This is a genomic window from Adlercreutzia sp. ZJ176 (genome assembly GCF_011038975.1).
Lineage (GTDB): Bacteria > Actinomycetota > Coriobacteriia > Coriobacteriales > Eggerthellaceae > CAAEEV01.
Window position 1 is genome coordinate 13,298 of the sequence record NZ_JAAKEC010000009.1, and the last position, 26,022, is coordinate 39,319.

A 26,022-nucleotide genomic window follows, 5' to 3' on the forward strand; every position below is an offset into this window, starting at 1 on the left:
GCAACCCTCGGGCTGCGCGGGCGCCTCGTCTTCGCGGAAGCTGCCTGCTAGATCAGCACGCGCTCCTCGACGGGAGCCTCCTCCTCGGCGGCGATCTCCTCGATGAAGGGAGCGAACAGAGGCTCGCCGTTCTGGGAGAGCTCGACCATGCCGGTGAGCACGTCGACGTACTGGTAGGACTGACGCGCCGTGCGACCGCGCTTGCGGTCGACCTCCATGATGAACAGCTGCGGGTGCACCTGGGTCAGAACGCCTTCGCTCTCGACGATCTTGGAGCGGCCCATGTTGGCGCGGACCTTGAGTCGTTGACCAACAAAGTCGTTGAGGGTATCATGAATGGAGTCAACGATTTTCGCTTGCTTAGCCAAATCCATGCTCGAAACATCCTATCGTATGTTGCAGATACAGATAACAGCTGCACATTGTACCACGTTTGTCAAGGTAACGTCAGATGAGCACCAACTATCCGCAGTTCGAACAGGTTGAGAACGGCCTGACGCGCCGCCCGCCGCGCGCAACGACGCGGCGATCCTCCTGCTGACGCGCGGCGTCCCTCCCGCTGACCGCCGCCCGCGCGCACTTGCGCGCGCTTGCGCGCCTTCGCGCCGCCTTCCACCTGCCCCTCGCAGCATCTGGCCTTTTCGTTTCACCCCCACCCCATCCCTTCGCCTAGGATGAACTCGTTCCCACACGCTCACGCGCGCTGCGCACCCCTCGCCTGGCGCGCTCGTCCACAAGGAGGCCCCATGGGATTTCTCGAAGGCAAGACCGCCATCATCACCGGCGCCGGCTTCGCGGCGCTCAAGGACGGCTCGGCCGGCTCCATCGGCTACGGCATCGCCACGGCCTACGCCAAGGAGGGCGCGAACCTGGTAATCACCGGCCGCAACGTGAAGAAGCTCGAAGCCGCCAAGGAGCGCCTCGAGGCTGAGTTCGGCATCCAGGTCCTCATCATGGCCGCCGACGTGAACGCCGACGCCGACAACAAGGCCGTCGCGCAGAGCGTCGTCGACGCGGCCATCGAGAAGTTCGGGCGCATCGACGTGCTCGTGAACAACGCGCAGGCGTCCGCCTCGGGCGTCACGCTCGCCGACCACACCCCCGATCAGTTCGACCTGGCCATCTACTCGGGCCTCTACGCCACCTTCTACTACATGCAGGCGTGCTACCCGCATCTGAAGGAGACGAAGGGCTCAGTCATCAACTTCGCCTCCGGCGCGGGCCTGTTCGGCAACTTCGGCCAGTGCGCCTACGCGGCCGCCAAGGAGGGCATCCGCGGCCTGTCGCGCGTGGCCGCCACCGAGTGGGGCCCCGACGGCATCAACGTGAACGTGGTGTGCCCGCTGGCGTGGACCGCGGCGCTTGAGAACTTCAAGGACGCCTACCCCGAGGCGTTCGAGGCCAACGTGCACATGCCCCCCATGGGTCACTACGGCAACGTGGAGACCGAGATCGGCCGTGTGGTGGTGCAGCTCGCAAGCCCCGACTTCAAGTTCATGAGCGGCGAGACCATCACGCTCGAGGGCGGCATGGGCCAACGCCCGTAAGCGCCCGTGCTCGCAAGCACCCGGGTGCCTGCGAGCACGTGACGGAGTCCGCGCTCGCTGCCGCATGCGACCCGCCCGCGCTCGCAGGCCCGCGCCCACCTGCCGGCTTGCACCCACGAGCGACCCAACAATTCGATACCCCCTAACGCGACCCGCTGACGGATGCCCCCATCGTCGGCGGGTCGCGCTGCGTCTGGAGGCGGAATCTCCCCAAAACCATTGACGTTTTCGCGATTTGCGTAAACTGATTGACGAATTGCCGAATCTGTCGATTGACGATCCGTCAACAAGCGACGTATCGTGACCGCAGCACGATGAATCGCCCGCAAAACCCCAGGCCGCCCGCGAAGAGCACACGCTCGTGCGAACTCTTCGCAGAACGCGCCGAAGGCCGGGACCACGGCGCCATCATGCTGCTGGACGCGCGCAAACCAGCCGTTAAAGGAGGGCCTATGCACTCGCAGGAAAACGAAGCAGCACGCGCTTCCCATCCCCCGACGCGCAGAGGCGCAAACGTACGCGAGCGACGTGAGGAGATCATCGACGCCGCCCGCAGCCTGTACGAGGAGAAAGGACTGTCCCGCACTTCGATCCAGGACATCACCAAGCGGGTCGGCGTCACGCGCTCGCTGTTCTACCACTACTTCCCCAACAAGGAAGCCGTCACGTCAGCCGTGCTCGACACGTACGTCGCCGACTTCATCGAAGCCGTGCACTACTGGGACGCCCAGCGCACGGTCGGCGAGATCGAGGACGCCCTCACCAGCGCGGTGCGCCTGCTGCGGCTCGCGCTGTTCGAGGACGTCCCGTTCCGCATCGCGCTGGCCTCGAAGGAGAACGCGTCGCTCTACCTCGAGTTCATCAACCGCGTGGCCGACAACGTGGCGCGCTTCATGGAGAGCCACACCGTGCGCGACTACGAGGCGCTGCACGAGGTGCGCATCACGCACGTGTACGAGACGTTCTACGTGCTGCTCATCGGGGTGACGGCCTACCTGCGCCGCAACCCCGACGTGAGCGACGAGGTGCTCAAGGATCTCATCGCGCAGACGCTGCACATGGACCGCTGAGCGCCGCGGGCAGCTGCGGAGCTCGGAAGTGACCGCGAAGCTCGGGTGGACGCGGAAAAGCGGCTGCAGCCGCCAGACGACTGGAATCGAAGCGCGGGGCAGATCCGCCTCGCAAACCTAAAGGAGGGTTCTCATGTTGTTTGACGTATATGGCGACCAAGCCCTATACCAATGGGCTGGGATGATCGTCGTCCTCGTCGCGCTCATCCTGCTGAACGAGTTCGAGCGTCGCACGAAGGCCGGCGGCCTGACCGTGTTCGTGGGCCTGTGCGGCGCCATGACGGTGTACTGCCTCGTTGTGGAGGTCGGCGCGGCTATGGGCGCCGAGTGGGCGCTCTCAAACCCCACGCACACTGACATGAACAGCTGGTTCCACTACGCGAAGGTGTACGCCGCCACCGCGGGCTGCATCGGCTTCATGATGCTGAAGTACTCGTGGACCAAGGTCGGCCGCTCGCAGTGGTTCAAGTGCTTCCCGTTCGTCATCGTGGCCGTCAACATCCTGATCGCCGTGGTGAGCGACTTCGAGAGCGCCGTGCGCGCGTTCGGCACCACCTGGGTGTCCTCTGAGGGCGTCGTGCTCTACGGCGGCTGGCACAACGTGCTCAACGGCATCGCCGGCATCCTGAACATCGCCTGCATGACCGGCTGGTTCGGCATCTACATCTCCAAGGACCGCAAGGACATGCTGTGGCCCGACATGACGTGGGTCTTCATCATCGCCTACGACCTGTGGAACTTCTGCTACACCTACAACTGCCTGCCGACGCACTCCTGGTACTGCGGCGTCGCCCTGCTGCTCGCCCCCACCATCGCCTGCTTCTTGTGGAACAAGGGCGGCTGGATCCAGAACCGCGCGTTCACGCTGGCAACCTGGTGCATGTTCGTCCAGCTGTTCCCGATGTTCGTGAACGACTCGGTCTTCGCCGCGCAGTCGGTGAACAACCCCGACGTGAACCTCGCCGTCTCCGCCGTGGCCCTGGCCGCCAACGTCGCTGCGCTCGCTTACATCCTGTACCGTGCGAAGAAGATCGGCGTGAACCCGTGGCTCAAGGAGGTCTTCGTGGGCACGAGGGACTTCGCGCACGCCATGGCGCGCCGCGAGTCCGCCGAGCGCGTGCTGGCCACCGCCCCGAAGTCGGCGACGCCCGAGGAGCTTGCCCGCCTCGAGGCCGCGCACCGGTAGCGCGCCGGCTGCACGACAGCCGCAAGGTCGCGCCCAAGCACGCCGCAAGCGCCCAAGCGCACCGCAGGGCCGCGCCAGCAGCCACACCGCAAGGCCGCGCCTAAGCTCACCGCAAGCGCCCCCTTCGGAGAGCCCGCCATGCGGGCTCTCCGCGTTTTCGGGGGCCCTGCGCCCTCTGACACCGGCCCGACAGGCGCCGAAGGGGCTGGACAAGGCTCTCACCTGGGGTGTTGGTTTTCTTTCGAAGACGTTGTGGGGAAAGGGAGCAGCGGGCGTGGAGAATGGATGCGCAAGACGTGAGGGTTGGGTGCATCGGATGTGGACAGCTCGCACAGATTGAGGCGATTTCCGACGAGGCGGCGACGCTTTGGTAACCTCTTCCGCGGCCGCATCCACGCCAAACGTACCCAACGCGGCCGGGAAAGGACGCTTTCACGTGCCCCAACGCGTATTCGAACGCCTCGCGCGACCCCTCGCAGCCGCCGCCCTCGCCGCATCGCTCGCGGCGTTCTCCCTGGCAGCAGCGCCCGCGCCAGCCCTCGCCGCCGAAGGACCGTCAGGCGCGCTCGCCGTGCCCGCCATCGCACGCGAGGTTGCCGCGAAGGTCACCCAGGCGCAGGCCGACCTCAAGGCCAACCGCACGCTTCCCTACGACCCCGCCGTCATCGCCCAGATAGGCAACCAGGTGGCTGACGGCCACATGATCTGCTGCCCCGGCTACGCCTGCGCCTACGGCGACGCCATCATCACCGGGCAGGCCACCGACCACTCCTTCTACGGCTGCGGCTGCTGCACGTGGCCCCGCTGGGGCGGCGGGAACTCGTCGTTCCGCAGCCTCGGATCCGACGCCGCGCTGCTGCGAGAGGCCTACGACGAGATATCCGCCGGGCGCCCGACCGTCGTCCACGTGGCCGGCTCGTGGGGCGAGCACTGGATCTGCCTCATCGGCTTCAAGGACGCGTACGACCCCGACAACCTCACGCTGGGCAACTTCGTCGCGCTCGACCCCGTGTACGGGAACGAGATAACGGCCTCCGACGGCTACACGCTCTACGGCGACGCCTGCCAGCACGTGAGCGACACCCGCGCCTAGCGCGCAGCTCGCGCGTAAGCCCTGCAGCCGCGGCCGCCGCCTGCGCCCGCGACCCCTCGTCCGCAAAACGGAAACCGCTAGCGCTCCCCTTCCCTGCCCGGATCCTGCGCGATGGCGTCGAGGCGGGCCATCACCACGTCCTCGACCTCGTAGGAGCAAGGCGCCAGGGCGTCCTCGGAGTACAGCGTGCGGATGTAGCCGCCGCACTCGTCGCACGTGGCCAGGCGGTGCGCGTCGTCTCCCTCGACGTTGAAGAAGTGCAGGTGCGCCTGGTTGCGCGTGCCGCAGCGCGCACAGCGCACGCGCTCGAACTCCCACGATGCCGCGCACTGGGGGCACACGAGCACGCGCCCGCGCCCCGCCGACGAGGTGGTCCCACCGACGTGCGCCAGGTGCGGCGCGCTGCCACACACCGGGCACAGAAGCGGGTGCGGCTCGGCGGCGCCGGCGGCGCGCAGCGCGCCGAGGGCGGCCTGCGCCGGGCGCTCGAGCTGCACCTTGAGCGCCAGAGACGCCGCCAGGGCGCCGAGGTGCGCCTGGTCCTCAGCCATGCCGTCGTCGGCGAGCACGGCCGCGAAGTCGGCAAGCCACGCGCTCGGGTCCGACCCTGCGAGCGCAAGGTCGCTCGCACGCACCACGCGGTCCCACTTCACGCGCGCAAACGCCGCGACCACGCTGTCGGGGAAGCCGCCTGCGTCGGCGAACACGCCCGCGAGCTTGCCGAGCGCCGCGGCGAGCGCGTCAGCGTCGACGACGACGGGCGCGATGCCCAGCACGGGGCGGGCGTCCTCGTAGGCGGCGCGTATGTCAGACGGCGCCGGCGCCTCCCAGGCAACCGGGGCGGGCGCCTCGGCCGCGCAGGCCGCCTGCACGTCCCACAGCGCGCGGAAGAACGCCAGGCGCGCCGCGTCGGCGTCGTCGAGCTTGTCGGCGTACGCGGCGATCGCCGCGTCGATGAGCTTCAGATTCATGGAACCGTTCCTTCGTCATAGTCTGCTTGCGAACCCCGTGCGTCTTCTCCCAAGGCCCATGGGGCTTGCAGCAGCACATTCAAGCAGGGATAAAGAGGGCAGCACAACCGCGCAGGCAGGCGCCCCGCCCGCCCCCGAAGGGACGGGCGGGAGCAGCGCGCCGCCTACTTCTCGATGACGTTCTTGCCGCTTGCGATCTCCTCGCGCGCCCAGTGGCCCCAGTGGTACAGGGCGTCGGACTCGGAGACGAGGCCGTCGCCGAACATGAGCCGGTGGGTGCCGCGGTAGGGCTGGAAGATGCCCGCGCCCAGGAAGATGTGGGCCATGCCGAACACGGCGACCAGGAAGAACCCGATGTCGTGCAGAAGCAGCATGACGGCGTACACGCCACCGTCCAGGTCGAACACGGTGGAGCCCAGAAGCATCACGACGCCCGTGACGCCCATGAGCGCGCCCGCGAACCACAGCATGCCGTCAGCGAAGCGCTGGCCGGACTTGACCTCGCTCTGGTCGGGCATGTGGATCCACTTCGCCATGAACAGGTAGGGGAAGAACAGGATCATCCACTTCTTGTCGTCGGCATCCCACTTGGCGAAGAGGTTCTTGAAGATGTGGGCCACGCCCTTCGGCGCCATGATGGCGCTGACGAGCGGCACTGCCACGAACACCACGCCGATCACGCGATGGGCCATGCGGATGACGAACACCACGTCCGCGCCGACCGCCTGGGACAGCGGCGGCACGAACACGAACAGGCCCGTGACGCACAGCAGGATGCACGCGATGATGGTGACGCCGTGCGTGATGCGCGCCTGCTTGGAGTGGCGGACGATGTAGCGCTCAGTGCCCTTCTGCTCGCGAGCTTCCAGGAACCGCTCGTCCTTCGCGGCCTGCTCGGGGGTAACCTGAACATGCACGTTACTCATGGTCGCCTCCCTTCTTGCCGGGAAGGTTCTCCAAGATGTGGTCCTTCACCGACGTGGTGTCCTGGCCGTCGCCGTGCTTCACGACGTCGCCCGTGATGAGGCTGATCGTGTCCTCGGTCTCGGCGTTGTACACCACCTTGTCGCGCTTGTAGCCGGCAGCCAGGCCGAACATGGCGGCCAGGCCGAGCACCGTGACGCCCGACACCACGCCCGTGACCGGCTTCATGAGGTTGGTGAGCGTGGTCACCGGGCTCACCGTCGGGTTGGCCACCTGGCCATGCGCCTCAACGCCGTACTTGAGCACCTGGATGACGTGCAGGCCGCCCATCTCCTCGGCGCCGTAGATGACGGCGTTCTCGTAGCCGCGCTGCTTGAGCATCTCAAGGCGCTTCTCGGCCTCGGCCAGCATCTCGTCGCGGTCGCCGAAGGCGAGCGCCTCGGGCTGGCACGTGGTCACGCAGGCCGGGGGCATGCCCTGCTCGATGCGGTCGACGCAGCCCGTGCACTTGTTGATGGTGCCCTGCACGCCGTCGTAGCGCGGCACGTCGAAGGGGCAGGCCGTCGAGCAGTACTGGCAGGCCACGCACTTGGAGTTGTCCGTGGTCACCATGCCGGTGGCCTCGTCCTTGCAGATGGCGCCCGCCGGGCAGATGCTCGCGCACGGCGCGTCGGTGCAGTGCTGGCAGGCGCGGCGCCCGAACGCCCACTGGACGGTCTTGGTGGGCAGCGTGCCCTCGGACTCGTGGTACGTCATGATCAGGCGCGTCTGGCCGTTCAGGTCAGGCGGGTTCTGATGGGTGCCCGAGAACTTGTTCTCGTTCAGCCCCGTGGGCGAGGGCAGGTTGTTCCAGCACTTGCACGCGATCTGGCAAGCGTGGCACCCCGTGCAGCGGGACGTGTCAAACAGGATAGCTTTCTCCGCCATTACTTCGCACCCCCTATCGCCCTCTCGATGTCAACCAGGAACGCCTTGTACTCCGGCGTGAACGAGTTGGGGTCGCCCACGTTCGGGGTGAGGTCGTTCACGGTGGCAGCCTCGGTGCCGAACACGCCGGCCCAGCTGTAGTGGTGCGTGAGGCCCACCAGGTGCTGGGTCACGCCGTGGACGCGCATCGGCTTCAGGCGCTTGGTGATCACCGCGTCAACCACGACCGAGCCGCGGTTGTTGAACACGCGCACCTTGTCGCCCGGCTTGATGCTCTTCTCAGCCGCCAGCTCCTCGGAGATCTCGACGAACTGGGCGGGCATGGCCTCCACGAGCGCGGGGCAGGCGCGCGACTGGCCGCCGGTCTGCCAATGCTCGGTCACCGAGTAGGTGGTGGCCACGATCGGGTAGTCGGAGGCGTCGCCGTGCTTGGTGGACTCGTACTCGGCGAAGCGCATGCACGGCGAGGACAGCGCGCCGTTGAGCAGGTTCTTCTCAACCGGGCTCTCGAAGGGCTCGTAGAACTCGGGTACGGGGCCGTCTTCCATGCCGTAGCTCTCCAGACGGCCGTTCTGCTCCCAGAGCATGAAGAACGTCTTGTTGTTGGGCGGCACGGGCGTGCCGTTCTTGGCAGCCACGAAGTCGGCCTGGTCCACCAGGTCCCACTTCGCCCCCGTCCACTCGACGAGCTTCTTGTCGGCAGCCCACGGCTTGCCGTTCATGTCAGCCGAGTTGCGGTTGTACAGGATGCGGCGGTTCGAGGGCCAGCTGAACGCCCAGTTCGAGTACAGGCCGAGGCCCGACTTGTCGTCGTTGTCGCGGCGCCCGATGGGCTGGGCGGCCGGGTCGAGCGGAGCGTCGCTGTTGTTCCAGAAGCCGGAGTAGATCCACATGGCACATGCCGTGGAGCCGTCAGCGGCCATCTCGGAGTAGCCGGAGAGCAGGTCGACCTTCTCGTCGGCGAAGTCGGAGCTCGCCACGCGATAGCCGTTGAGGGCCCATGCCACGGGGCGCGGGTCGATCTTGCCGTCGATGTAGTAGTCCCACTTGGTCTTGAGGATCGGGTCGGGGTTCGCGCCGCCCTCGGCCTCGTAGAGCCTGCAGATCTCGGTCCACAGCAGGTCGCACATCTCGTAGTCGGGCTTGGCCTCGTCCCACGGCTCGACGGCCTGGTAGCGGTACTGCAGCCAGCGGCCGGAGTTCAGGATGACGCCCGGCTTCTCGTAGATGAGCGCGCACGGCAGGAAGTACACCGTGGTGTTGATCTCCTCGGGGCTCATGTCCGGCGCCTTCCAGAAGGTGGCGGACTCGGTGGCCACCTGGTCGGCCACCACGAGCCAGTCGAGGTTGGCCATGGCGCGGCGCACGTTGGACGCGTTCGGGGCCGAGTGGCAGGGGTTCATGCCCCAGTTGAAGTAGCCCTTGATGACGCCCTGGCTCATGAGCTCGAACGTGGAGATGTGCGTGTAGTCCTGGTCGGTCTTCTTGGAGGGGACCTTCGGCCACCAGTCGTAGCCGTAGTCGTTCTCCACGGTGGCGTTCTCGCCGAACCACTCCTTGAGCGACGACACGATGAACTTGGGCTTGTTGGTGTAGTAGCCGTCCGAGTACGTCTGGGACTCGAGCCACTTGCGCAAAGACGAGCGGTCGGTGGTGTTGGCCCACTTGAGGTACGCGGGGTGCTCGTTCACCATCATGCCCATGTCGGTGGCGCCCTGGACGTTCGGCTCGCCGCGCAGCGCGTTCACGCCGCCGCCGGGCACGCCGATGTTGCCCAGGAGCAGCTGCATGACCGACATGGCGCGCGTGTTCTGGGCGCCGTAGGTGTGCTGCGTCTGGCCGAGGGCGTACAGGATCATGCCCGCCTTGCCCGGCGCCGCGGAGGCCGTATACGTCTCGTAGACGAGCTCGAGCGTCTGACGGTCCATGCCGCAGACGCTGCACACGGTCTCGATGTCGTAGCGGGAGTAGTGCTTCTTGAACTGCTGGTACACGCACATCGGGTCCTGCAGCGTCATGTCGCGCTTCGGGTGCTGCAGCGTGGGGGTGGTGAACTCGGGTACGCCCGGCGCCACGGCCCAAGCGTAGTCGCCCGCGGTGTCCCACTGCTCCTCGGACTCGGTCTGGTAGTGCCAGGAGTGGTTGGAGTAGGTCTTAGTCGCCTCGTCGTAGCCGGAGAACAGGCCCGACTCGACGTCGAAGGAGTACTCGGGGTCGAGCAGGTAGCTCGCGTTGGTGTAGTTGAGCAGGTACTCGAAGTTATAGACGGGAACTTCCTTGCCCGCCAGGTAGTCGGCCAGGTTCGGCTCGATCAGGTTTTCGATGATGTAGTGGTACATGCCGCCGTAGAACGCGATGTCCGTGCCCGAGCGAATGGGGCAGTAGATGTCGGCCATCTCGGCAGTACGGGTGTAGCGCGGATCGACCACGATCCACTTCGCCCCGCGCTCATGCGCCTTGTTCAGCCACTTGGAGCTCACGGGGTGGTTCTCGACGGAGTTCGACCCGCAGTGCAGGATCACGTCGGTGTTTTGGAAGTCGCACCAATGGCTCGTCATGGAGCCGCGACCGAATGATGCCGCCAGACCGGCGACAGTGGGGCCGTGTCAAACACGGGCTTGGTTGTCGATCGCAACGACACCAAGCGAGCGCATCATCTTCAAGATGAGGTACTCTTCCTCGGAATTCTCCTGCGAACCGCCCAGGCTTGCGATGCCGGGGGTCCAGTTGACGGTCATGCCGCCTTCGTTCTCGATGAAGGTGGCGTCACGCGTGTCCTTCACCTTGCGCGCGATCTCCTTGATCGCGTCCTCCCATGTGATGGGCTCCCAGTCCTTGCCGCCGGGACGGCGCACCATGGGCTTGGTCACGCGCTCGGGGTTCTTGATGACCTCGCGTGTTTCCGGGTCCACGATGTTGCGCAGCTGGAACATCGAGGCGCCCTTCGGGCACAGGCCGCCCTTGTTGATGGGGTGGTCGGGGTCGCCCTCGAGGTTGACGAGCTCGCCGTCGCGCACCGAGCACAACGATCCGCATCCGCCTGCGCAGTAGCAGCAGATGCTCGTGTGCTCCTCGGTGTTCACGAGCTTCCACTCTTTGGACGTCTCAACAGCCAGGGCCGGAGACGCTGCCGCGACCTCGAAGGCCGCTGTCGCTGCGAACGCGGCGCCGACGCTCTTGAAGAAGCCTCTGCGTGTCAGTTGCATGAGCTACCCACTCCTTTCCTCTTCTCGCTTTCCTCCTTTGACCCGAAGCCCAGGGCGCGCCGAAGCGGCGAGCCTTGCGGCCCCAGATCTCCTTCGTGAACATACCAGCTTGTTCACAAAACCTTCACTGGAATTATTCTTCAGGCAGGAATTGCCAAGAGCGGGGCCGCAGGTGCCCCGCCCGTACCGTGTCGTCCTGAGCGAGCGAAGCGAGTCGAAGGATCTGGCCCCGGGCGTGGCGCGCCCGCATGCGCCACCCCGGGCGAGCAGCCTCTCCTCATGTCATCCTGAGCGAGCGAAGCGAGTCGAAGGATCTGGCCCCAGGCACGACGCGCCCGCACGCGCAGCCCCGGGCGAGCAGCCTCTCCCCATGTCATCCTGAGCGAGCGAAGCGAGTCGAAGGATCTGGCCCCGGGCACGGCGCGCCCGCATGCGCAGCCCGCGCGCGACCAGATCCTTCGGCTCCGCGCCCTGCGGGCGCTCCGCTCAGGATGACACACAAGGACAACCAACCGCACGGTACGACATTGAGAGGTGATCTCAAGCGCGCGTGTCCGCGTCATAATGCGCGGGATCGCCCAAACCTCGTGGCGTTGAAAGCAAGTGCGCCAGCGCTGAGCACTTTCGCGGCGGGCGCCTCACTTGGGACGACGTGGGACTGCCGCGCACGCGCAGACGCGAAAGCGGGGGTGGAGCTGCAACACGCGGGACGGCGCAGGGCTGCGCACGCAGACGCGCAAGCGGGGGTTGGCCTATAATGGGGCGATGCGAGCAATGCGAAAGGAGGGTGCCGTGAGCGAGAAGGAGCGCGTTCGCCTCACCGAGCTGACGTCGAAGGGCGGTTGAGCGGCGAAGTGGGGTCCGGGCGACCTCGCCGACATACTCGCGCCCATCTTGAGCGGCGCGAACGATAGCTCCCCCTTCGCGCGCAACCTGCTGCTCGGCTTCGAGACGAGCGACGACGCGGCGGTGCTCCGCCTGAGCGACGAGGTGGCTGCCGTGCTCACGGTGGATTTCCTCACGCCCTTGGTGGACGACCCGTACGACTTCGGGCGCATCGCCGCAGCCAACGCGCTCTCAGACGTGTTCGCCATGGGGGCGACCCCCGTGTGCGCCCTGAACGTGCTCGCGCTCGACTGCGCGCTCGGCAACGCCGTGGCGCGCGAGGTGCTCGCGGGCGGCGCCGACGCCGCGGCCGAGGCGGGCGCGCTCATCGTAGGCGGGCACTCGGTGGACGACCCCGAGCCGAAGTACGGCCTGTGCGTGTTCGGCACCGTGAACCCCGCGCGCATCGTGCGCAACGAGGGCGCGCGCGCCGGCGACGTGCTCTACCTCACCAAGCCGCTCGGCGTGGGGCTCGTGAGCGCCGCGTACAAGATCGGCGAGGTGGACGCCGCGACGTTTGCGCCGGTCATCGCGTCGATGAAGGAGCTCAACCGCGCCGGCGGCACGGCCATGCTCGAGGCGGGCGCGCACGCGGCCACCGACGTGACGGGGTTCGGCCTGGCCGGGCACCTGCACGAGATGCTCGAGGCGAGCCACGTCGGCGCCGTGCTCGACTGGGACGCGCTGCCCCTGTTCGAGGGCGCATGGGGGCTGTCGTGCGCGTACTGCCGCCCGAACCGCACGTTCTCGATCATGGACTACGCCGCGCCGTTCGTCGCCCAGGGCGGGCTCGACGATGACGAGTTCGACAACCGCATGGCGGTGATCTGCGACCCGCAGACCTCAGGCGGGATCCTGGCGGCCGTGCCGCCCGAGCGCGCCGCGGAGTTCGAGGCGGCGTTCGCACGCGAGAGCGGGCGGGCCCCCTGGAAGATCGGGCGCGTGGTGGAAGACGCTGCCTGCAAGATCGCGTTCTCAGATTAGGGCGCGCCGCCCAAGGCGCGCCGTCTCAAGCGCCGCGGGACGGCGAACGCGCGCCGCCGCAACCGCTGCGGGACGGCAGACGCGAGCCAAGCGGATGCCGCAGGCCGCCGCGCGGGCACGCCACCACAGCAGTCGCAGGCGCTAGAACTCCTCGATGGCGCGCCAGGCGCTCGCCGCGAAGCGCTCGGCAGCGCTCTCGTCCATCACGTAGGCGTCGCGCTCGTATCCCCAGAACACGCTCGCCACCATGCCGCGCACCACGCGCGCCATGACCGACGGCGCCACGTCGGTGCGCACGAGCCCCTCCTTCTGCGCGGAGTCGATGATGCCCGTGAGCAGCATGACCGACGGGATCACGCGGCAGTAGTTCACATCGGGCTCGACGTAGCCGAAGGTGTGCCAGTACAGGAAGTTCAGCTCCTGGGGGTAGGCCACGTAGGCGTGGTACATGTGCTTGCACAGGTCGTCGAAGCGCTGGCGCGTGGGGGCCGCGGGGTCGTCCTTGTCGGCCAGCTCGCACACCGCCACGTTGTAGCAGTAGACGAACACCGCCTCGATCAGGTCCTCGCGATCCTTGAAGTAATGGTAGAACGTACCCGCGCCCGTATGCGCGCGCTCAAACAGAAGAGGAAGCGTGAGCGCGCGAATGCCGCTCTCGCTCATGATGGCCAACGCCGCGTCTCTCATGTCCTCGTACTTACCCACGAACTCTCACCAGCTTCCCTTCTCACAGCGTGCGATTATACGTTGGGGCAAATACGCGTAAATTTAGAAAGATGTTTCCATCGGAGCTACCTCGGGCAGCGCGCCTCTCACGCACCGCCCGCTGCCGCTCGGTCTGCTCTGCGCGCCGCTCACGCAGACGCGCCACCCGCCTTCCCGCCTCAAGCCGAGCGCGCGCAAGACGACGGAAAAGCGGGACGCGCCCCGTCAGCCTTGCGCCGGCGGGGTGGTCGGAACGCTACAGCGTGATGACCTTCGCCGCCTCCTGCATGCGTCCCAGGATGTCGTACATGTTGGACACCTCTCCGGCCTTCAGGCTCTCCTTCACGCCGTAGAAGTCGAGGCAGGTGCCGCACACGAGCACTTCGGTGCCCTTCTCCTCGAGCGCGTGCACGCTGTCGATGATCTGCTGCTCGTCACCCGCCACGAGCTTCACGCCGGAGTTCATGAACAGCAGGCTCGCCGGCACCTCGTCGCTCTCGGAGAGCGTGTAGAGCGCCATCTTCATGAGATTGTAGCCGAGCTCGCCGTCGCCTTCGCCCACGTGGTCCTTCCCCACGAACACCGCGTATCCGCAGCCGCCGCCCACGGAGCAGGCCGAGCCCGCTGAGATGGCCGCGGCCAGGTCGGGCTCGGCGGGAGCGGTGCCGTCGCCCTCGGAGAACGTCATGAGCCAGCCGCCCTCGATGACGTCGCACGCCACCGCAAGGCCGGTCTTCTTCCCCAGGCGCGTGAGGTTCTTCACCGCCGTCTCGTTGTCAACCTGGACGGCCAGGTCGTGGCAGCCCGCGTCGATCTCCTTCTTCGCCATCACGAGCGGCATGGGGCAGGGCTTGCCGAACCCGTCGAGAATCTTGGTCATGGTTGAGCTTCCTTTCCTTCACGGCGCGCGGGCGATGGCCCGCCGCATCCTTGGCTACAGGGCGCAGACGCGCTCGTAGGTCTTGTCACCGGCGGCGCGGTAGAGGGAGGCCAGGCCCGTGTCGCGCTTCGCGCCGAAGATGCGCGCGAGCACCTCCTCGGGGTCGGGCGCGTCGAACTTCACGGCGATGCCGCAGCCCGCGCTGATCGCCGTGGGCACGGGGATGGTCTGGAAGTCCACGCTGCCCGAGGCGAGCGTCTTTGACGCCGCCATGGCCGCATGGGTCGACTCGAATGCGATCACGTACGTTGACACGAAACCCTCTTCCCTTCCGCTTCCTGCTGCTTCCTGCTGCTTCCTGCTGCTTCCTGCTGCTGGCCTGGGACCGGCTTCCGCTGGCCCGGGGCTGGCTTGCGCTGGCCCACGCTGAGCCTCCGCTGGCCCCCGCTGAGCTTCCGCTGCGCGGCCGCCCGCGCCCCTTCGCCACGCGTCAGCCCGCGCTTCCCTCGCACCGGCCTTGCTTCGCACCAGCCTACAGCATTTCGACGAAGGCCGCTATGCGCGTGTCGACCTGCCCTTCGCCGCCGTCGAGCCGATGTCAACGCCCACGCGATACGTCATGCGCGATCACCTCCAGGGCCTCCAGGCACGCGTCCACTTCCTCCTCGGTGTTGAAGGCGCCGAAGCTCACGCGCACGGCGCCCTGGGACTCGGTGCCGAGCGCGCGGTGCATGAGCGGCGCGCAGTGGGCGCCCGCGCGCGTGCAGATGCCCCACTCGGTCGCCAGGCGGTCGGCCACGAGGGCCGAGTCGGCCTCGCCCACGTTGAGCGCCACGATGCCGCAATGCCCCGCAGCCTCCCCGCCGCCGAGCACGCGCACGCCCGGCATGCGCACGAGGCCCGCGCGCAGGCGCTGCACGAGGCACGCCTCGTGCGCGGCCACGTCGGCCATGCCGCGCGCCTGCAGGTACGCCACGCCCGCCGCCAGGCCCGCCAGGCCGTGCGCGTTGAGCGTGCCCGCCTCGAGGGACTCGGGCATGAAGCGCGGGTGGCGCTCGTCGAAGCTGTGCGTGCCCGAGCCGCCCTCCAGAAGCGGCGGCACGTCGGTGCCCGCGGCCACGCACAGACCGCCCGTGCCCTGCGGCCCCATCAGGCTCTTGTGGCCCGTGAAGCACAGGACGTCCACGCCGAGCGCCGCCATGTCGACGGGAAGCGCGCCGGCGGTCTGCGCCGCGTCGAGGATCACACGCGCGCCGGCCTCGTGCACAACGTGCGCGACGCGCGCGGCGTCGTACACGTCCCCCGTGAGGTTCGAAGCGTGCGTGAGCACCACGAGATCAGCGCCACGCACCAAACGCTCGAGCGCGGCGTAGTCGAGCGACCCGCGCGCGTCATGCGGCGCCACGCGCACCTCGCAGCCGCGCTCGTCGCGCGCGGCGAACAGCGGGCGCAGCACCGAGTTGTGCGACGCCGCCGTGGTCACCGCCACGCCGCCTTGCGGCAGAAGCCCGCGGATGGCGATGTTCAGGACCGCCGTGGCGTTCGCCGCGAACGCCACGCGGTCGGCGCCCGGCGCGCCGAGCAGGCTCGCCACCGCGTCGCGCGCCTCGTACACGGCGAGCCCCGCGGCCAGGGAGGCCGGGTGCACGCCGCGCCCCACGCCGCCGAACGACGAGAGCGCCGCCGTCACCGCGCGGGCCACCTCGGGCGGCTTCTGCAAGGTGGTCGCCGCGTTGTCAAAGTAGATCATCGTCGTCATCCTCGTCTCACAGGTCGAGCAGCACCACGCCCTCAGCCTCGATCCCCTCGGCTTCGAGAACGGCGCGCACGGCGTCGGCGGCCGCAGATGCGACCTCCGCGCCGCCCTCGGCCGGCTCGCGCCACGCGAAGCCGCAGCCCGCGGAGAGCTGGCGCGGGATGGGGGCGAGCCGCCCGCGCAGGCCGTGCCGCACGCCCGCCTTCTGCATGGCGAGCGCCGCCGTGGTCGTGTAGAACGTCGCTACGACGTGCGGCGTCGCCTTCCCCATTCCGCTGCCCGCCTCCTCTCGCCTTCGCCTGCCCTCGCCTCTCGCCTTCGCCTACCTTCGCCCGCCCTCGCTACTTGATGGTGATCGCGAAGTCGGCGCCGAGCTCCTCGACCACGGCCTCGCGCTTGGCCTTCCGCGCCACGTTCCTCACGTTGTCGCGCGCCGTGGCCGAGCTCACGAGCACGCGCACTTCCTCGCCGTTCGAGGAGCGCACAGCGTCGGTGGCCATCAGCATGGGCTCGGGGCAGGAAAGCCCGCGGGCATCTACTTCGATCATGATATTCCTTTCTCGCCGGGCGCACGCGCCCACCTGTCATTTCCACGCGCTTCGCGCTAGTTGGCCGCCGGAGCGGCCTCGTCGGCGTCGAGCGCCGGAGCCTTCGCCGCAGCAGGCGCCGATGCGGCGGCCTTCTGCCTGCGCACGTTGGCCGCGCCGATCACGAGCAGCACGACGATGCCGCACACGAGCACCAGCTGGCCGGCGAAGGCCGGGCCGCCCGCCACCGCGGCGGTCTCGGCCGTGGCCGCCGCCGCTGCCGCGCCCGCCAAACCGAAGTTGTGGGCGAACGCAGCGCCCACCAGCATGCCGAGGAAGGTGACGGCGCCGTCGCACGAGCCCTGGCCGGCCAGGATCATCTGGCGCAGCGGGCAGCCGCCGGCGAGCACCGCGCCGAGGCCCACGGCGTACAGGCCGAGGATGTTCCACAGGTGCTGGGAGTGCGCGATGGGCTGGCCGTCGAAGCTCAGCTTGAAGTTGCCCGTGGCCAGGTTGTAGATCACCATGACCACGAACATGCCCGCGATGGGCAGAAGCATCTCGAAGTCGCGCACGAGGAACGCGTTGCGCAGGCCGCTCGCGAAGCAGATGCGCGCCTTCTGCGCCAGCGCGCCCACCACGAGCGCGACGACGAGGGCCGCGAGCCACGGCGCGTGCTTGGAGCCGGGGCCCGTCTCGCTCACGACGAACACGGTCGTGGCGACGCTGATCACGAGGCCCACGATGAGCAGGAGGGGCAGCACTGCGCCAGCCGCCTTGTTGGTGTCATACTCGCGCCCGAGCGAGAAGCCGCGCTTCAGGAAGAGCGCGCCGGTGGCCACGCCGAGCACGAAGCCGACGAGGCCCACCCACGCGTTCAGGTCGCCTGCCGCCATGCGGATGACCATGCGCAGCGGGCAGCCCAGAAACACGAGCGCGCCGATCATCATGATGAAGCCGAGCACGAAGCGCGTCATGGGCGACGACCCCGCCGTCGAGCGGTACTCGCGCGTGGCCACCGCGATCAAGAACGAGCCCACCACCAGGCCCACGATCTCGGGACGGAAGTACTGCACGGGGGCGGCGGTGTGCAGCTTGAGCGAGCCGGCCATGTCGCGGATGAAGCAGGCGGCGCACAGCGCCATGTTCGACGGGTTGCCGAGAAACGCCAGGATCGCCAGCCCCACGCCGACGATGAGGCCCACGAGCGCGAGCCCCTTCTTCTGAGTGAACAGGTCCACAAGTTCCTTCTTTCGAAAAACGTCCCTGCAAGACGCCTTTGCCACGCGCACGTCATGCGGCGCGGCGAAAGCGTCGCAGGAGGTCCTAACTGGGAAAACGGTGCAGAAAAAAGACGGGCGCAAGCAGAACCGCGCCCGCGGGCTCCCCTCGGAGCCGCATGCAGAGCAGCGTCCGCGGGCTCTTCCCGAAACCGCAAGCGGAGCAGCCGCGCCTGCGGGCTCTTCTCGAAGTCGCAAGCGGAGCAGCCACGTCCACGGGCTCTCTTCAAGAGCCGCAAGCAGAATAGCCGCATGCGCAGGCTCCCTTCGGAGCCATATGGGAAGCGTCGCCTATGAGCAGAAGCGACGGGCAGCGCAGAATACAGCCCGCCTCGCGACTCCCCTACTATAAGCACGTCCGAAAGCGCGCGACAAGCGTGCAAGGCGCCCATCGGCCCGAATCGCGCGCCCAGAGGGAGCGCGCAAAGCACGCCGAACCATACAATACCCTTCCCTCAGCCCTGCATCACCCACGACACCGACAACGGTGCCTTTTCATCCACCTCAGGAAATTCTGGATGGAAACATCCCGATATCGGCGGTTTCCCGGCAAAAGTGGATGAAAAGGGCCCGTTATCGGCGGTTTCAAGGGGCTAGACCACCGATAACGACCTTGTTTCATCCACGTTTTGGTGCGTGGTGGATGAAAAGATGTCGTTATCGGTACTTGACGGACCCTGCCACCTGTCGAGCGCCGCTGCTCGCCAGCCCTTGCCGCCCGCCGAGCCTTGTCATCTGCCGAGCGCCGCTGCTCGCCGGCCCTTGTCGCCCGCCGAGTCTTGCCCCCCTGTCGACCGCCGCCGGATGCTCTACCACGCGTGCTTTCCCGTCGTCAGCAGGCTGTCGATATCCTCGAAGGCGTTCTCGATGCGCTCGCTGTGGTACATCTCGTAGTTGTCGTATATCTCCTGCGTAATGCCATGAGCATCCCACTGGTCGAATGCGCTCGTCGCGGTCACGCCCTTCTCCTCCGCGTATTTCTCAAGAAGGAAGATGAAGAACTCCATTTCGTTAGGCACACTCATCCCTCCTTATGTAAAGGGAGTTGCGCGGATCACCTGTGACTTGCTCGCTTTCCCACATATCGAAAATCCCCGCAGGGGAGAACTCCAGCATCTCGAGCTCAGGGTCAAGGTACATCCGATACGCCTCAGAGTGCAGATACGACTCCAGCGCCTCCATGGGCGCAATGCCATACTTCTCGACGATACGCCCCACCACTGCATTGTCATAGTAGCTGTTAATGTGCGACCGAATGCCCATCACGCCCTCACCACCTCACGAAACCTCAGCAAGTCGATTGCTCTTTGAGTTTTGAACGCATACTGATCCTTGAGGTTTTGCGGAAGCAAGCGGCGTATCGTTTCTTCTTCCGTGTACACCTCGGCGAAGAAGAGACTCAAGACCGGCATGGTGGCATCGTTTGCCACGGGGCCTATCGCAATATCCCAATTATCTGACTTAATGCGCCCGAACCTATTATCGCCGACGAATTTGAGCCAATCCACCGTAGCGTCCTCGAAACGCAGAACGCTCAACTCAGGCAGACGTGATTCATCGAACTCAAACGACGAAACCGTGGGAATCCCCTTGCCGCGCCTTTTCGCGGTGAGAACCGCCCACCGAGCGGCTTGGTCATAGCTGCTCGTCAAGTAGAACCCCGCCCCGAAGTCGAGACGTCTATCCGATTTTAGAAGCTTGGGGTTTCGCACCTCAACGTTGCTCCCGTGATAAAGCTCCATGCCGAGCTCGCCTCCTCGCTTCGGTCTTCGCATCCTCCCGTCAGAAGCGCCTGTCGCTTTTCGCCATTATAGCTCCTATCGGGCTCGCGTCTGCAATCCCCCTCCCGCAGCCCTGAATCACTCACGACACCGACAACGGTGCCTTTTCATCCACCTTAGGAAAATTCTGGATGGAAACATCCCAATATCGGCGGTTTCCCGGCGAAAGTGGATGAAAAGGGCCCGTTATCGGCGGTTTCAAGAGGCTAGACCACCGATAACGGCCTTGTTTCATCCACGTTTTGGTGCGGGGTGGATGAAAAGACGCCGTTATCGGTGCTTGCCAGGCCCTGCCGCCTGTCGAGCGCCGCTGCTCGCCAGCCCTTGTCGCCCGCCGAGCCTTGTCATCTGTCGAGCGCCGCTGCTCGCCGGCCCTTGTCGCCCGCCGAGCCCTGCCTCCTGTCAATCCTTGGCATCTGCCGGACCCTGACGCCTGCCAGCCCTTTCGCCGCTCGCGCCGCTTCCGCGATAAACTGCCGTTTTTGCCGTAAAGGCCCCTGACGATTTCCCCATACGGGTATACTCAGAATTCGATGTTTCCCGACGTCGCGCAAAACCCCGCGCGGCGTCGGGTGCGCGCCCTTGCGCCCAGAGCCTTGGCGCGGAACCCTCAAGCAGCGAACGGAGCACCTATGACCACCTCTTCCCTCAACGAGCGGCTTCGGAGCCTTCCGAGCGTCGACGACGTCCTGGCGAGCTCGCTGCTCGACCACATGCGCGCCGTGCTCCCCCACGCGGCGCTTCTGGGCGCGGTGCGCGAGGCGGTGAGCTGCGCGCGGGCTGACCTGCGCGCGGGGCGCGAGGCCGACGTCGCCGTCGACGCCGTGGCCGCGCAGGCGCGCACGCTCGCCGAGCGCATGCTCATGCCGTCTCTGCGCCACGTGGTGAACGCCTCGGGTGTGATCGTGCACACCAACCTCGGGCGCAGCGTGCTCGCCGAGAGCGCCGTGGCAGCCGTGACCGAGGTGGCGCGCGGCTACTCCACGCTCGAGTACGACACGGAGGGCATGTGCCGCGGGAGCCGCCACGCCCACTGCGAGCAGCTCATCTGCGAGCTCACCGGCGCCGAGGCGGCCATCGCGGTGAACAACAACGCCGCGGCCGTCATGATGGTGCTCTCCGAGTTCGCCGCCGGGCACGAGGCCGTCGTGTCGCGCGGCGAGCTGGTGGAGATCGGCGGATCGTTCCGCATCCCCGACATCATGGAGCTCTCCCGCGCGCGCATGCGCGAGGTGGGCACCACGAACAAGACGCATGCGTTCGACTACGAGCGCGCCATCAGCGACGACACCGCCATGCTGCTCAAGGTGCACACGTCGAACTACCGCATGATCGGCTTCACCGAGAGCGTGAGCGCCCGCGAGCTGCGCCGCATCGCCGACGCCGCCACGTCCGCGCGCCGCACGCGCGACGCCTCCGCGCCCGGCATCCTGGTGTACGAAGACCTCGGCTCGGGCGCGCTGCTCGAGATGCGCAGCCTCGGCGAGCACGCCGAGCCGACCGTGGGCGCCTCGCTCGCGGCGGGATGCGACCTCGTGTCGTTCTCAGGCGACAAGCTCCTCGGCGGCCCGCAGGCGGGCATCGTCGTCGGGTCGGCCGAGCTCATCGGGCGCCTGAAGAGAAACCCGCTCGCCCGCGCGCTGCGCCTCGACAAGATGACGCTCGCCGCGCTCGAGGCCACGCTGCGCCTCTACCTCGACCCCGAGCTGGCGCGCGCCGAGATCCCCACGCTGCGCATGCTCGAGGCGCCCGCCGAGCAGGTGCGCGAGCGCGCCTGCGCGCTTGCGGCCCGCATGCGCGCCGTGCTGCCGGAAGGCTGCGCCGACGTGGCGGTGGTCCCCGAGATCAGCCGCGCGGGCGGCGGGGCGCTGCCCATGCGCGACATCGACACCTACGCCGTGCGCCTGGGCTTCGCGCGCGGCAGCGCGCAGGAATGCGAGGAGTACCTGGTCAGGGTTAACCCCGTGCCCATCATCGCGCGCATCCACCAGGAGGCGCTCCTGTTCGACGCGCGCACCATCCTCGGCGAGGGCGAGGTCGGCGAGATCACGCGCGCGCTGGCAGCCTACTTCGCGCACGTCGCGCACGCAGGCGACGAGAGGAGCGCCTTATGAGCGCCGCGCAGCCCTCAACCACGCCTCCGTCCTCGCCCTCCCCTTCGCCTTCGCCCTCGCCCTCACCCGCGCCCTCCCTGATCCTGGGCACCGCCGGGCACATCGACCATGGCAAGTCGTCGCTCGTGCGCGCCCTCACCGGCACCGACCCCGACCGCCTGGCCGAGGAGAAGCGCCGCGGCATCACCATCGAGCTGGGATTCGCCCAGCTCAAGCTTCCGAGCGGACGCGCCCTGGGCGTGGTCGACGTCCCCGGGCACGAGAAGTTCGTGCGCCACATGGTGGCAGGCGCCACCGGCGTCGACGTGGCGCTGCTCGTGATCGCCGCCGACGACGGCATCATGCCGCAGACCGTCGAGCACATGGCCGTGCTCGAGATCCTCGGCGTGCGCACCGCCGTGGTGGCGCTCACCAAGGTCGACCTGGTTGACGAGGAGTGGCGCGCGTTCATGGAGGACGAGGTGAGGTCGCGCCTGGCCAGCGGCCCGTTTGCGAACGCGCCCGTCATAGGCGTGTCGAGCCGCACGGGCGAGGGGCTCGACGAGCTGCGCGCCGCGCTCGACGAAGCGTGCCGCCATGCGCAGCGCACCAAGGGGGCGGGGCCCGCGCGCCTGCCCGTCGACCGCGTGTTCACCGTGAAAGGCTTCGGCACCGTGGTCACGGGAACGCTGTGGAGCGGCACGCTTTCGGAAGGCGACGCGCTGAGCGTCCTGCCCTCGGGCCGCGCCACCCGCGTGCGATCGGTGCAAATGCACGGCATCGCGTGCGAGCAGGCCGCGGCGGGCAACCGCGTGGCCGCGAGCCTCGCGGGGCTCTCCACCGATGACGTGCGCCCCGGCGACTTTCTGTGCGCGCCGCAGGCGGCGAGCACATCGGACCGCTTCGACGCCGCGTTCACCTACCTCGACCCGCTCGCGTTCGGCCGCCCGCTCAAGACCGGCGCGCGCGTCCACGTGGCGCACGGCACGCGCGAGGTCCTCGGGCGCGTGCTGCTCATGGACGGCGCCGCGTCCATGAACTCGGGAGAGCACGCGTTTACGCAGATCAGGCTTGAAGAGCCGCTCCCTGTGGCCTACGGCGACCAGTTCGTCGTGCGCTCGTACTCCCCCGTGCACGTCATCGGCGGCGGCACGGTCCTCAGCCCGCACCCGCGCCGGCGCACCAACCTCGCACCCGAGGAGCACGTCCTGCTCGAGGCGCTGGCCGAAGGCGACGTGGACGCGGCCGTGGGGGCGCACCTCAAGCTGGCCGCGCTCCCCGAGACGGCCGACGATGTCGCGCGCGCCTGCGGGCTTGACGAGGAGCAGGTGCGCGCGAGCCTTGCGCACCTGCACGAGGCGGGAGGCGTCGCCGTGCTCGGCGCGCGGCCCGCGCGGTACGCGCCAAGCGCGCTCGTGCAGAAGACGCTCGCACGCATGGAGCGGGCGCTGCTGAACTTCCACACGGCGAACCCGCAGGCCACGGGGCTTTCCAAGGAGGCGCTGCGCCAGCAGGTGGCTCACCTCGCCGACGCCGGGTGCTTCGGCGCGCTGCTCGACGAGGCGGAGCGGCGCGGCATCGCAGCCCACGCCGACGGCGAGGTGAGCCACCCCCGGGCAGGTGCGGGGGCACGCGCCGCCGAGAAGCGCGCCGCAGACACCTTGGAGCAGGCGCTCGTCGAGGCGGGCGTCACCCCGCCCGAGTTGGAGAGCATCGCCTCCGACCTGGGAATCGACCCGGCGATCGCCCGCAAGGCCGCCACGGCGCTCGAGCGCGAGGGGCGCATCGTGCGCGTCGACGCCAGCCGCTGCTACGCCGCCGGCGCGATCGAGCGCTGCCGGGAGGCGGTCGTCGCCCACATCAGCGCGCACGGGCCGTCAACCGCCGCTGACCTCAAGGAGGCCATGGGCGTCTCGCGCAAGTTCGCCATGCCCCTGCTCGAGCTGCTCGACAACACCGGCGTGACCCGCCGCGCAGGCGACCTCCGCACGCTGGTGTAGCGGGCGGACGCGAAGCGAGGCAGAGCGGAGACTCGCAGCCCGCAGCGCCCGAGCCGCCCACAGCAGGCACGGGGCGGGGCAGAACGCGCGCGGAGCCCGCAGCGCCCGAGCCACTCGCGCCTGTCGAACACTCGCCGCGCGCCGTCGACTGGAAGGCGATTTCCACGCAGCGCAGGCGCATTCCGCGCTATTATCGACAGGGTTCGGGCAAGCGGGCGCAGGCGCGCAACGCGAGCGCCCGACCGCACGTCACGGGGAGACGGATGGGGCCTGGTGGCTCCCGCGGCCTTCAAAGCCGTTGTGAGACGCGCAGAACGTCTCGGGTGTGTTCGATTCGCACACGTCTCCGCCAGCATCCGCAAGCCCGCAGCACGCACGCTGCCTGAGTCCACGCGAGGATCGCCATGCCCCACCCCAACGAAGCCGCCAGACCTGCCGGAGCCGTCGAGCCCGCCAGGCAAGCCGAGCCTGCCGAATGCGCCCCACTCACCAAGCAAACCGAGCCCTCCGATCACGCCCCGTCCGCCGACCTCGCCGAGCCCTCGGCTCGCGCGCTCACATCCGAGGTGCTCGCGCGCCACGAGCGGCGGCACAACTGCGCGCAGTCGGTCGCCTGCGCGTTCTCCCGCTTCACGCCCGTAGACGAGGACACGCTCTTCCGCATGATGGAGGGGTTCGGCGCGGGCATGGGCGGCAACGCCGAAACCTGCGGCGTGGTGTCGGCCGGCGTGGCCGTCATCAGCGCGTGCGCGAGCGACGGAAGCGCCCAGCGCACCACCAAGGAGCACACCTACGAAGTGGCGAAGGAGTTCACGGAGGCGTTTCGCGCCGCGCACGGCACCACCTGCTGCCGCGAGCTGAAGGAGCTCAGCAGCGTGCCCGCCCCGCACCGCTGCGACGCCTACCTGGAGAGCGGCGCGCGGCTGCTCTTCGAGTCCCTCCAGAAGCACAACCTGGCATAAGCGCGCAGACGTCAACGCGAAGCTGACGCCTGAGCCCACGCGCAGGCTCAGACCAGCGCCATGCCCACATCACGGCACGTGGATAGCGCACATGCGAGAAAGCGCGTAAGCTTGACCGCAAGGACACGCCCGCGCGAGGAGGAGGGGTCATGTGCATACCATGCGTCATGTGCGGCGCCTGCATGAGCGCCGCAGGGCAGGCCGCCGATGACGGGCTCTGCCCTGCCTGCGGCGCGCCCGTGGAGCCCGGCGCCGTCAGCTGCCCGTCCTGCTACACGTTCCTCGGTCAGCGTCCCGCCGCTTCCGCCAGGCCCGCCGCGCATGTCGGACCTTCCGAGTCCACCGAACCTTCCGAGTCCGCCGCCTCCGCCGGACTCCCCGCTTCCGTCAAGCCCGCCGCCTCCGCCGGACTCCCCAAACCCGTCGAGCCCTCCGAGTCCGCCGCCGAAAGCCTCACGTCGTCGAGCGCCGAGGAGACCCGCGCGACCTCCTGACGGATGATCCAGCCGAGCGAGTCGTGGATCACGTTCTCGAACGGCGAGACCTGCTCGGCGGTGCGCCCGATCGGCGCGTAGTTCAGACGCTGGATGTAGCGCGATATGAACGCGCCCGTGAAGAAGTCCGCGAGGAAGGCGACCGAGCTTCCTCGGTCGATGCGCATGCGCAGGCTCTCGCGCGAGATGGCGCTGCACTTCGCCAGCTCGCGGTCGATCAGGTAGCGGATGTCGTCAGTCAGGGCAGGGCGGTACAGCTCAAGCAGGTAGTGCTCGAGCGTCCCCGGCCCCAGCGACGAGAGCACGTTGCGATAGTACGCGCGACGGCGCTCGAAACAGCTGTACGCCGCGTCGAAGAACAGCGCGTTGTAGATGCGGCCGTCCTCGTCCACGTTGCGCACGTAGTAGGGAAACGCCGCGTATCGGTCGTCCGACGCCTCGTACACCAGCTGGCCGGACTCGAACGTCTTCTCCAGCTTGCAAGCGAGCTCGTAGCGGAACAGCCAGACGACGAGCTGGCTCTTGTCGGAGAAGTGGTAGTAGAACGTCTTGCGATGCTTGCCCAGCTGGTCGACAACCATGTTGACGGTGATGCGGTCAAGCGGCATCGCTTCCGCGAGCTCGGCGAACGACTCCGCCAAGCTCAGCTTCGCCTCAACGTTTCTTCGAACCACAGCGCCCCCCTGTCTCTCGGTAAGCACCCGCGCGGCGCCCGCCAAAGCAGGCGCGCCCGTCAGAACGAGCGCGCCGG

The 26,022-nt window shown here is 67.9% G+C and carries 24 protein-coding genes and 1 tRNA gene; 9 read left to right on the forward strand and 16 right to left on the reverse strand.

The genetic code is table 11. The features are described from left to right. Window positions 1-47 precede the first annotated feature (47 nt). Window positions 48-374: a Veg family protein gene (locus G7Y50_RS05950; RefSeq protein ID WP_165056403.1), complete on the reverse strand. Its 327-nt coding sequence runs from the start codon at window positions 372-374 to the stop codon at window positions 48-50. 372 nt (window positions 375-746) lie between these two features. On the opposite strand from G7Y50_RS05950, the gene G7Y50_RS05955 reads away from it, so the two are divergent. From G7Y50_RS05955 to G7Y50_RS05970, 4 genes are all read left to right on the forward strand, one after another. Next, entirely contained in the window at window positions 747-1,547 is an 801-nt protein-coding gene (locus G7Y50_RS05955; RefSeq protein ID WP_165056405.1) for an SDR family NAD(P)-dependent oxidoreductase, read from the forward strand. Window positions 1,548-1,999: 452 nt separating this feature from the next. Then, window positions 2,000-2,617, forward strand: a complete 618-nt coding sequence (locus G7Y50_RS05960; protein ID WP_165056407.1) for a TetR/AcrR family transcriptional regulator — start codon at window positions 2,000-2,002, stop codon at window positions 2,615-2,617. Between the two features lie 133 nt (window positions 2,618-2,750). After that, on the forward strand, window positions 2,751-3,803 hold the full coding sequence (locus tag G7Y50_RS05965) for a DUF5692 family protein (RefSeq protein ID WP_241156591.1): 1,053 nt from the start codon (window positions 2,751-2,753) through the stop codon (window positions 3,801-3,803). 436 nt (window positions 3,804-4,239) lie between these two features. Further along, window positions 4,240-4,896, forward strand: coding sequence for a hypothetical protein (locus G7Y50_RS05970; protein ID WP_165056409.1), 657 nt, complete (start codon window positions 4,240-4,242; stop codon window positions 4,894-4,896). A 77-nt stretch (window positions 4,897-4,973) separates the two neighbouring features. On the opposite strand, the gene G7Y50_RS05975 is transcribed toward G7Y50_RS05970, so the two are convergent. The 4 genes from G7Y50_RS05975 to G7Y50_RS05990 all read right to left on the reverse strand — a co-directional run bounded on the left by G7Y50_RS05975 (window position 4,974) and on the right by G7Y50_RS05990 (window position 10,924). Continuing rightward, window positions 4,974-5,867, reverse strand: coding sequence for a formate dehydrogenase accessory protein FdhE (locus G7Y50_RS05975; RefSeq protein WP_165056411.1), 894 nt, complete (start codon window positions 5,865-5,867; stop codon window positions 4,974-4,976). Between the two features lie 164 nt (window positions 5,868-6,031). Continuing rightward, window positions 6,032-6,793 carry a cytochrome b/b6 domain-containing protein gene (locus tag G7Y50_RS05980; RefSeq protein WP_165056413.1) on the reverse strand — a complete coding sequence of 254 codons (762 nt, stop codon included), beginning with the start codon at window positions 6,791-6,793 and terminating at the stop codon, window positions 6,032-6,034. Then, window positions 6,786-7,718 (reverse strand): 4Fe-4S dicluster domain-containing protein, encoded by a 933-nt coding sequence (locus G7Y50_RS05985; protein ID WP_165056415.1) that lies wholly within the window; start codon window positions 7,716-7,718, stop codon window positions 6,786-6,788. The genes G7Y50_RS05980 and G7Y50_RS05985 overlap by 8 nt, the downstream gene beginning before the upstream one ends. After that, window positions 7,718-10,924, reverse strand: a complete 3,207-nt coding sequence (locus G7Y50_RS05990) for a molybdopterin-dependent oxidoreductase (RefSeq protein ID WP_165056417.1) — start codon at window positions 10,922-10,924, stop codon at window positions 7,718-7,720. The genes G7Y50_RS05985 and G7Y50_RS05990 overlap by 1 nt, the downstream gene beginning before the upstream one ends. 792 nt (window positions 10,925-11,716) lie before the next feature. Between G7Y50_RS05990 and selD the strand changes: the two genes are divergently transcribed. Further along, the gene (gene selD, locus G7Y50_RS05995) at window positions 11,717-12,793 is read left to right on the forward strand and encodes a selenide, water dikinase SelD (RefSeq protein ID WP_165056419.1); all 1,077 of its coding nucleotides are present in this window, start codon (window positions 11,717-11,719) and stop codon (window positions 12,791-12,793) included. A 141-nt stretch (window positions 12,794-12,934) separates the two neighbouring features. On the opposite strand, the gene G7Y50_RS06000 is transcribed toward selD, so the two are convergent. From G7Y50_RS06000 to G7Y50_RS06045, 10 genes are all read right to left on the reverse strand, one after another. Then, window positions 12,935-13,498: a TetR/AcrR family transcriptional regulator gene (locus G7Y50_RS06000; RefSeq protein WP_165056421.1), complete on the reverse strand. Its 564-nt coding sequence runs from the start codon at window positions 13,496-13,498 to the stop codon at window positions 12,935-12,937. Window positions 13,499-13,754: 256 nt separating this feature from the next. Next, entirely contained in the window at window positions 13,755-14,378 is a 624-nt protein-coding gene (yedF, locus tag G7Y50_RS06005; protein ID WP_165056423.1) for a sulfurtransferase-like selenium metabolism protein YedF, read from the reverse strand. A 54-nt stretch (window positions 14,379-14,432) separates the two neighbouring features. Next, a complete protein-coding gene (locus G7Y50_RS06010; protein ID WP_165056425.1) occupies window positions 14,433-14,693 on the reverse strand; it encodes a DUF3343 domain-containing protein in 261 nt (86 codons plus the stop codon). 283 nt (window positions 14,694-14,976) lie between these two features. Then, window positions 14,977-16,128, reverse strand: a complete 1,152-nt coding sequence (locus G7Y50_RS06015) for an aminotransferase class V-fold PLP-dependent enzyme (protein WP_165056427.1) — start codon at window positions 16,126-16,128, stop codon at window positions 14,977-14,979. A gap of 16 nt (window positions 16,129-16,144) precedes the next feature. Beyond that, on the reverse strand, window positions 16,145-16,405 hold the full coding sequence (locus tag G7Y50_RS06020; protein ID WP_165056429.1) for a DUF3343 domain-containing protein: 261 nt from the start codon (window positions 16,403-16,405) through the stop codon (window positions 16,145-16,147). Window positions 16,406-16,475: 70 nt separating this feature from the next. Then, entirely contained in the window at window positions 16,476-16,682 is a 207-nt protein-coding gene (locus tag G7Y50_RS06025; RefSeq protein ID WP_165056431.1) for a sulfurtransferase TusA family protein, read from the reverse strand. 56 nt (window positions 16,683-16,738) lie between these two features. Next, complete coding sequence (gene yedE / locus G7Y50_RS06030; RefSeq protein ID WP_165056434.1) at window positions 16,739-17,902, reverse strand: YedE family putative selenium transporter; 1,164 nt, start codon at window positions 17,900-17,902, stop codon at window positions 16,739-16,741. An 848-nt stretch (window positions 17,903-18,750) separates the two neighbouring features. After that, on the reverse strand, window positions 18,751-18,960 hold the full coding sequence (locus G7Y50_RS06035) for a DUF3791 domain-containing protein (RefSeq protein WP_165056435.1): 210 nt from the start codon (window positions 18,958-18,960) through the stop codon (window positions 18,751-18,753). Further along, entirely contained in the window at window positions 18,953-19,204 is a 252-nt protein-coding gene (locus tag G7Y50_RS06040) for a hypothetical protein (protein ID WP_165056436.1), read from the reverse strand. Before G7Y50_RS06040 ends, G7Y50_RS06035 begins: the two co-directional genes overlap by 8 nt. Next, window positions 19,204-19,683 (reverse strand): DUF3990 domain-containing protein, encoded by a 480-nt coding sequence (locus G7Y50_RS06045; RefSeq protein WP_165056437.1) that lies wholly within the window; start codon window positions 19,681-19,683, stop codon window positions 19,204-19,206. The genes G7Y50_RS06040 and G7Y50_RS06045 overlap by 1 nt, the downstream gene beginning before the upstream one ends. Before the next feature lie 671 nt (window positions 19,684-20,354). Here G7Y50_RS06045 and selA point away from each other — a divergent pair. The 4 genes from selA (at window position 20,355) to G7Y50_RS06065 (ending at window position 24,777) form a co-directional block, all read left to right on the forward strand. Beyond that, window positions 20,355-21,836 carry an L-seryl-tRNA(Sec) selenium transferase gene (selA, locus tag G7Y50_RS06050; RefSeq protein WP_165056438.1) on the forward strand — a complete coding sequence of 494 codons (1,482 nt, stop codon included), beginning with the start codon at window positions 20,355-20,357 and terminating at the stop codon, window positions 21,834-21,836. Next, the gene (gene selB, locus G7Y50_RS06055) at window positions 21,833-23,815 is read left to right on the forward strand and encodes a selenocysteine-specific translation elongation factor (RefSeq protein WP_165056439.1); all 1,983 of its coding nucleotides are present in this window, start codon (window positions 21,833-21,835) and stop codon (window positions 23,813-23,815) included. The genes selA and selB overlap by 4 nt, the downstream gene beginning before the upstream one ends. 255 nt (window positions 23,816-24,070) lie before the next feature. After that, window positions 24,071-24,167 (forward strand) — tRNA-Sec (locus G7Y50_RS06060). Between the two features lie 52 nt (window positions 24,168-24,219). Further along, complete coding sequence (locus tag G7Y50_RS06065; protein WP_165056440.1) at window positions 24,220-24,777, forward strand: C-GCAxxG-C-C family protein; 558 nt, start codon at window positions 24,220-24,222, stop codon at window positions 24,775-24,777. A gap of 286 nt (window positions 24,778-25,063) precedes the next feature. On the opposite strand, the gene G7Y50_RS06070 is transcribed toward G7Y50_RS06065, so the two are convergent. Beyond that, window positions 25,064-25,945: a TetR/AcrR family transcriptional regulator gene (locus G7Y50_RS06070; protein WP_165056441.1), complete on the reverse strand. Its 882-nt coding sequence runs from the start codon at window positions 25,943-25,945 to the stop codon at window positions 25,064-25,066. Between the last annotated feature and the right edge of the window lie 77 nt (window positions 25,946-26,022).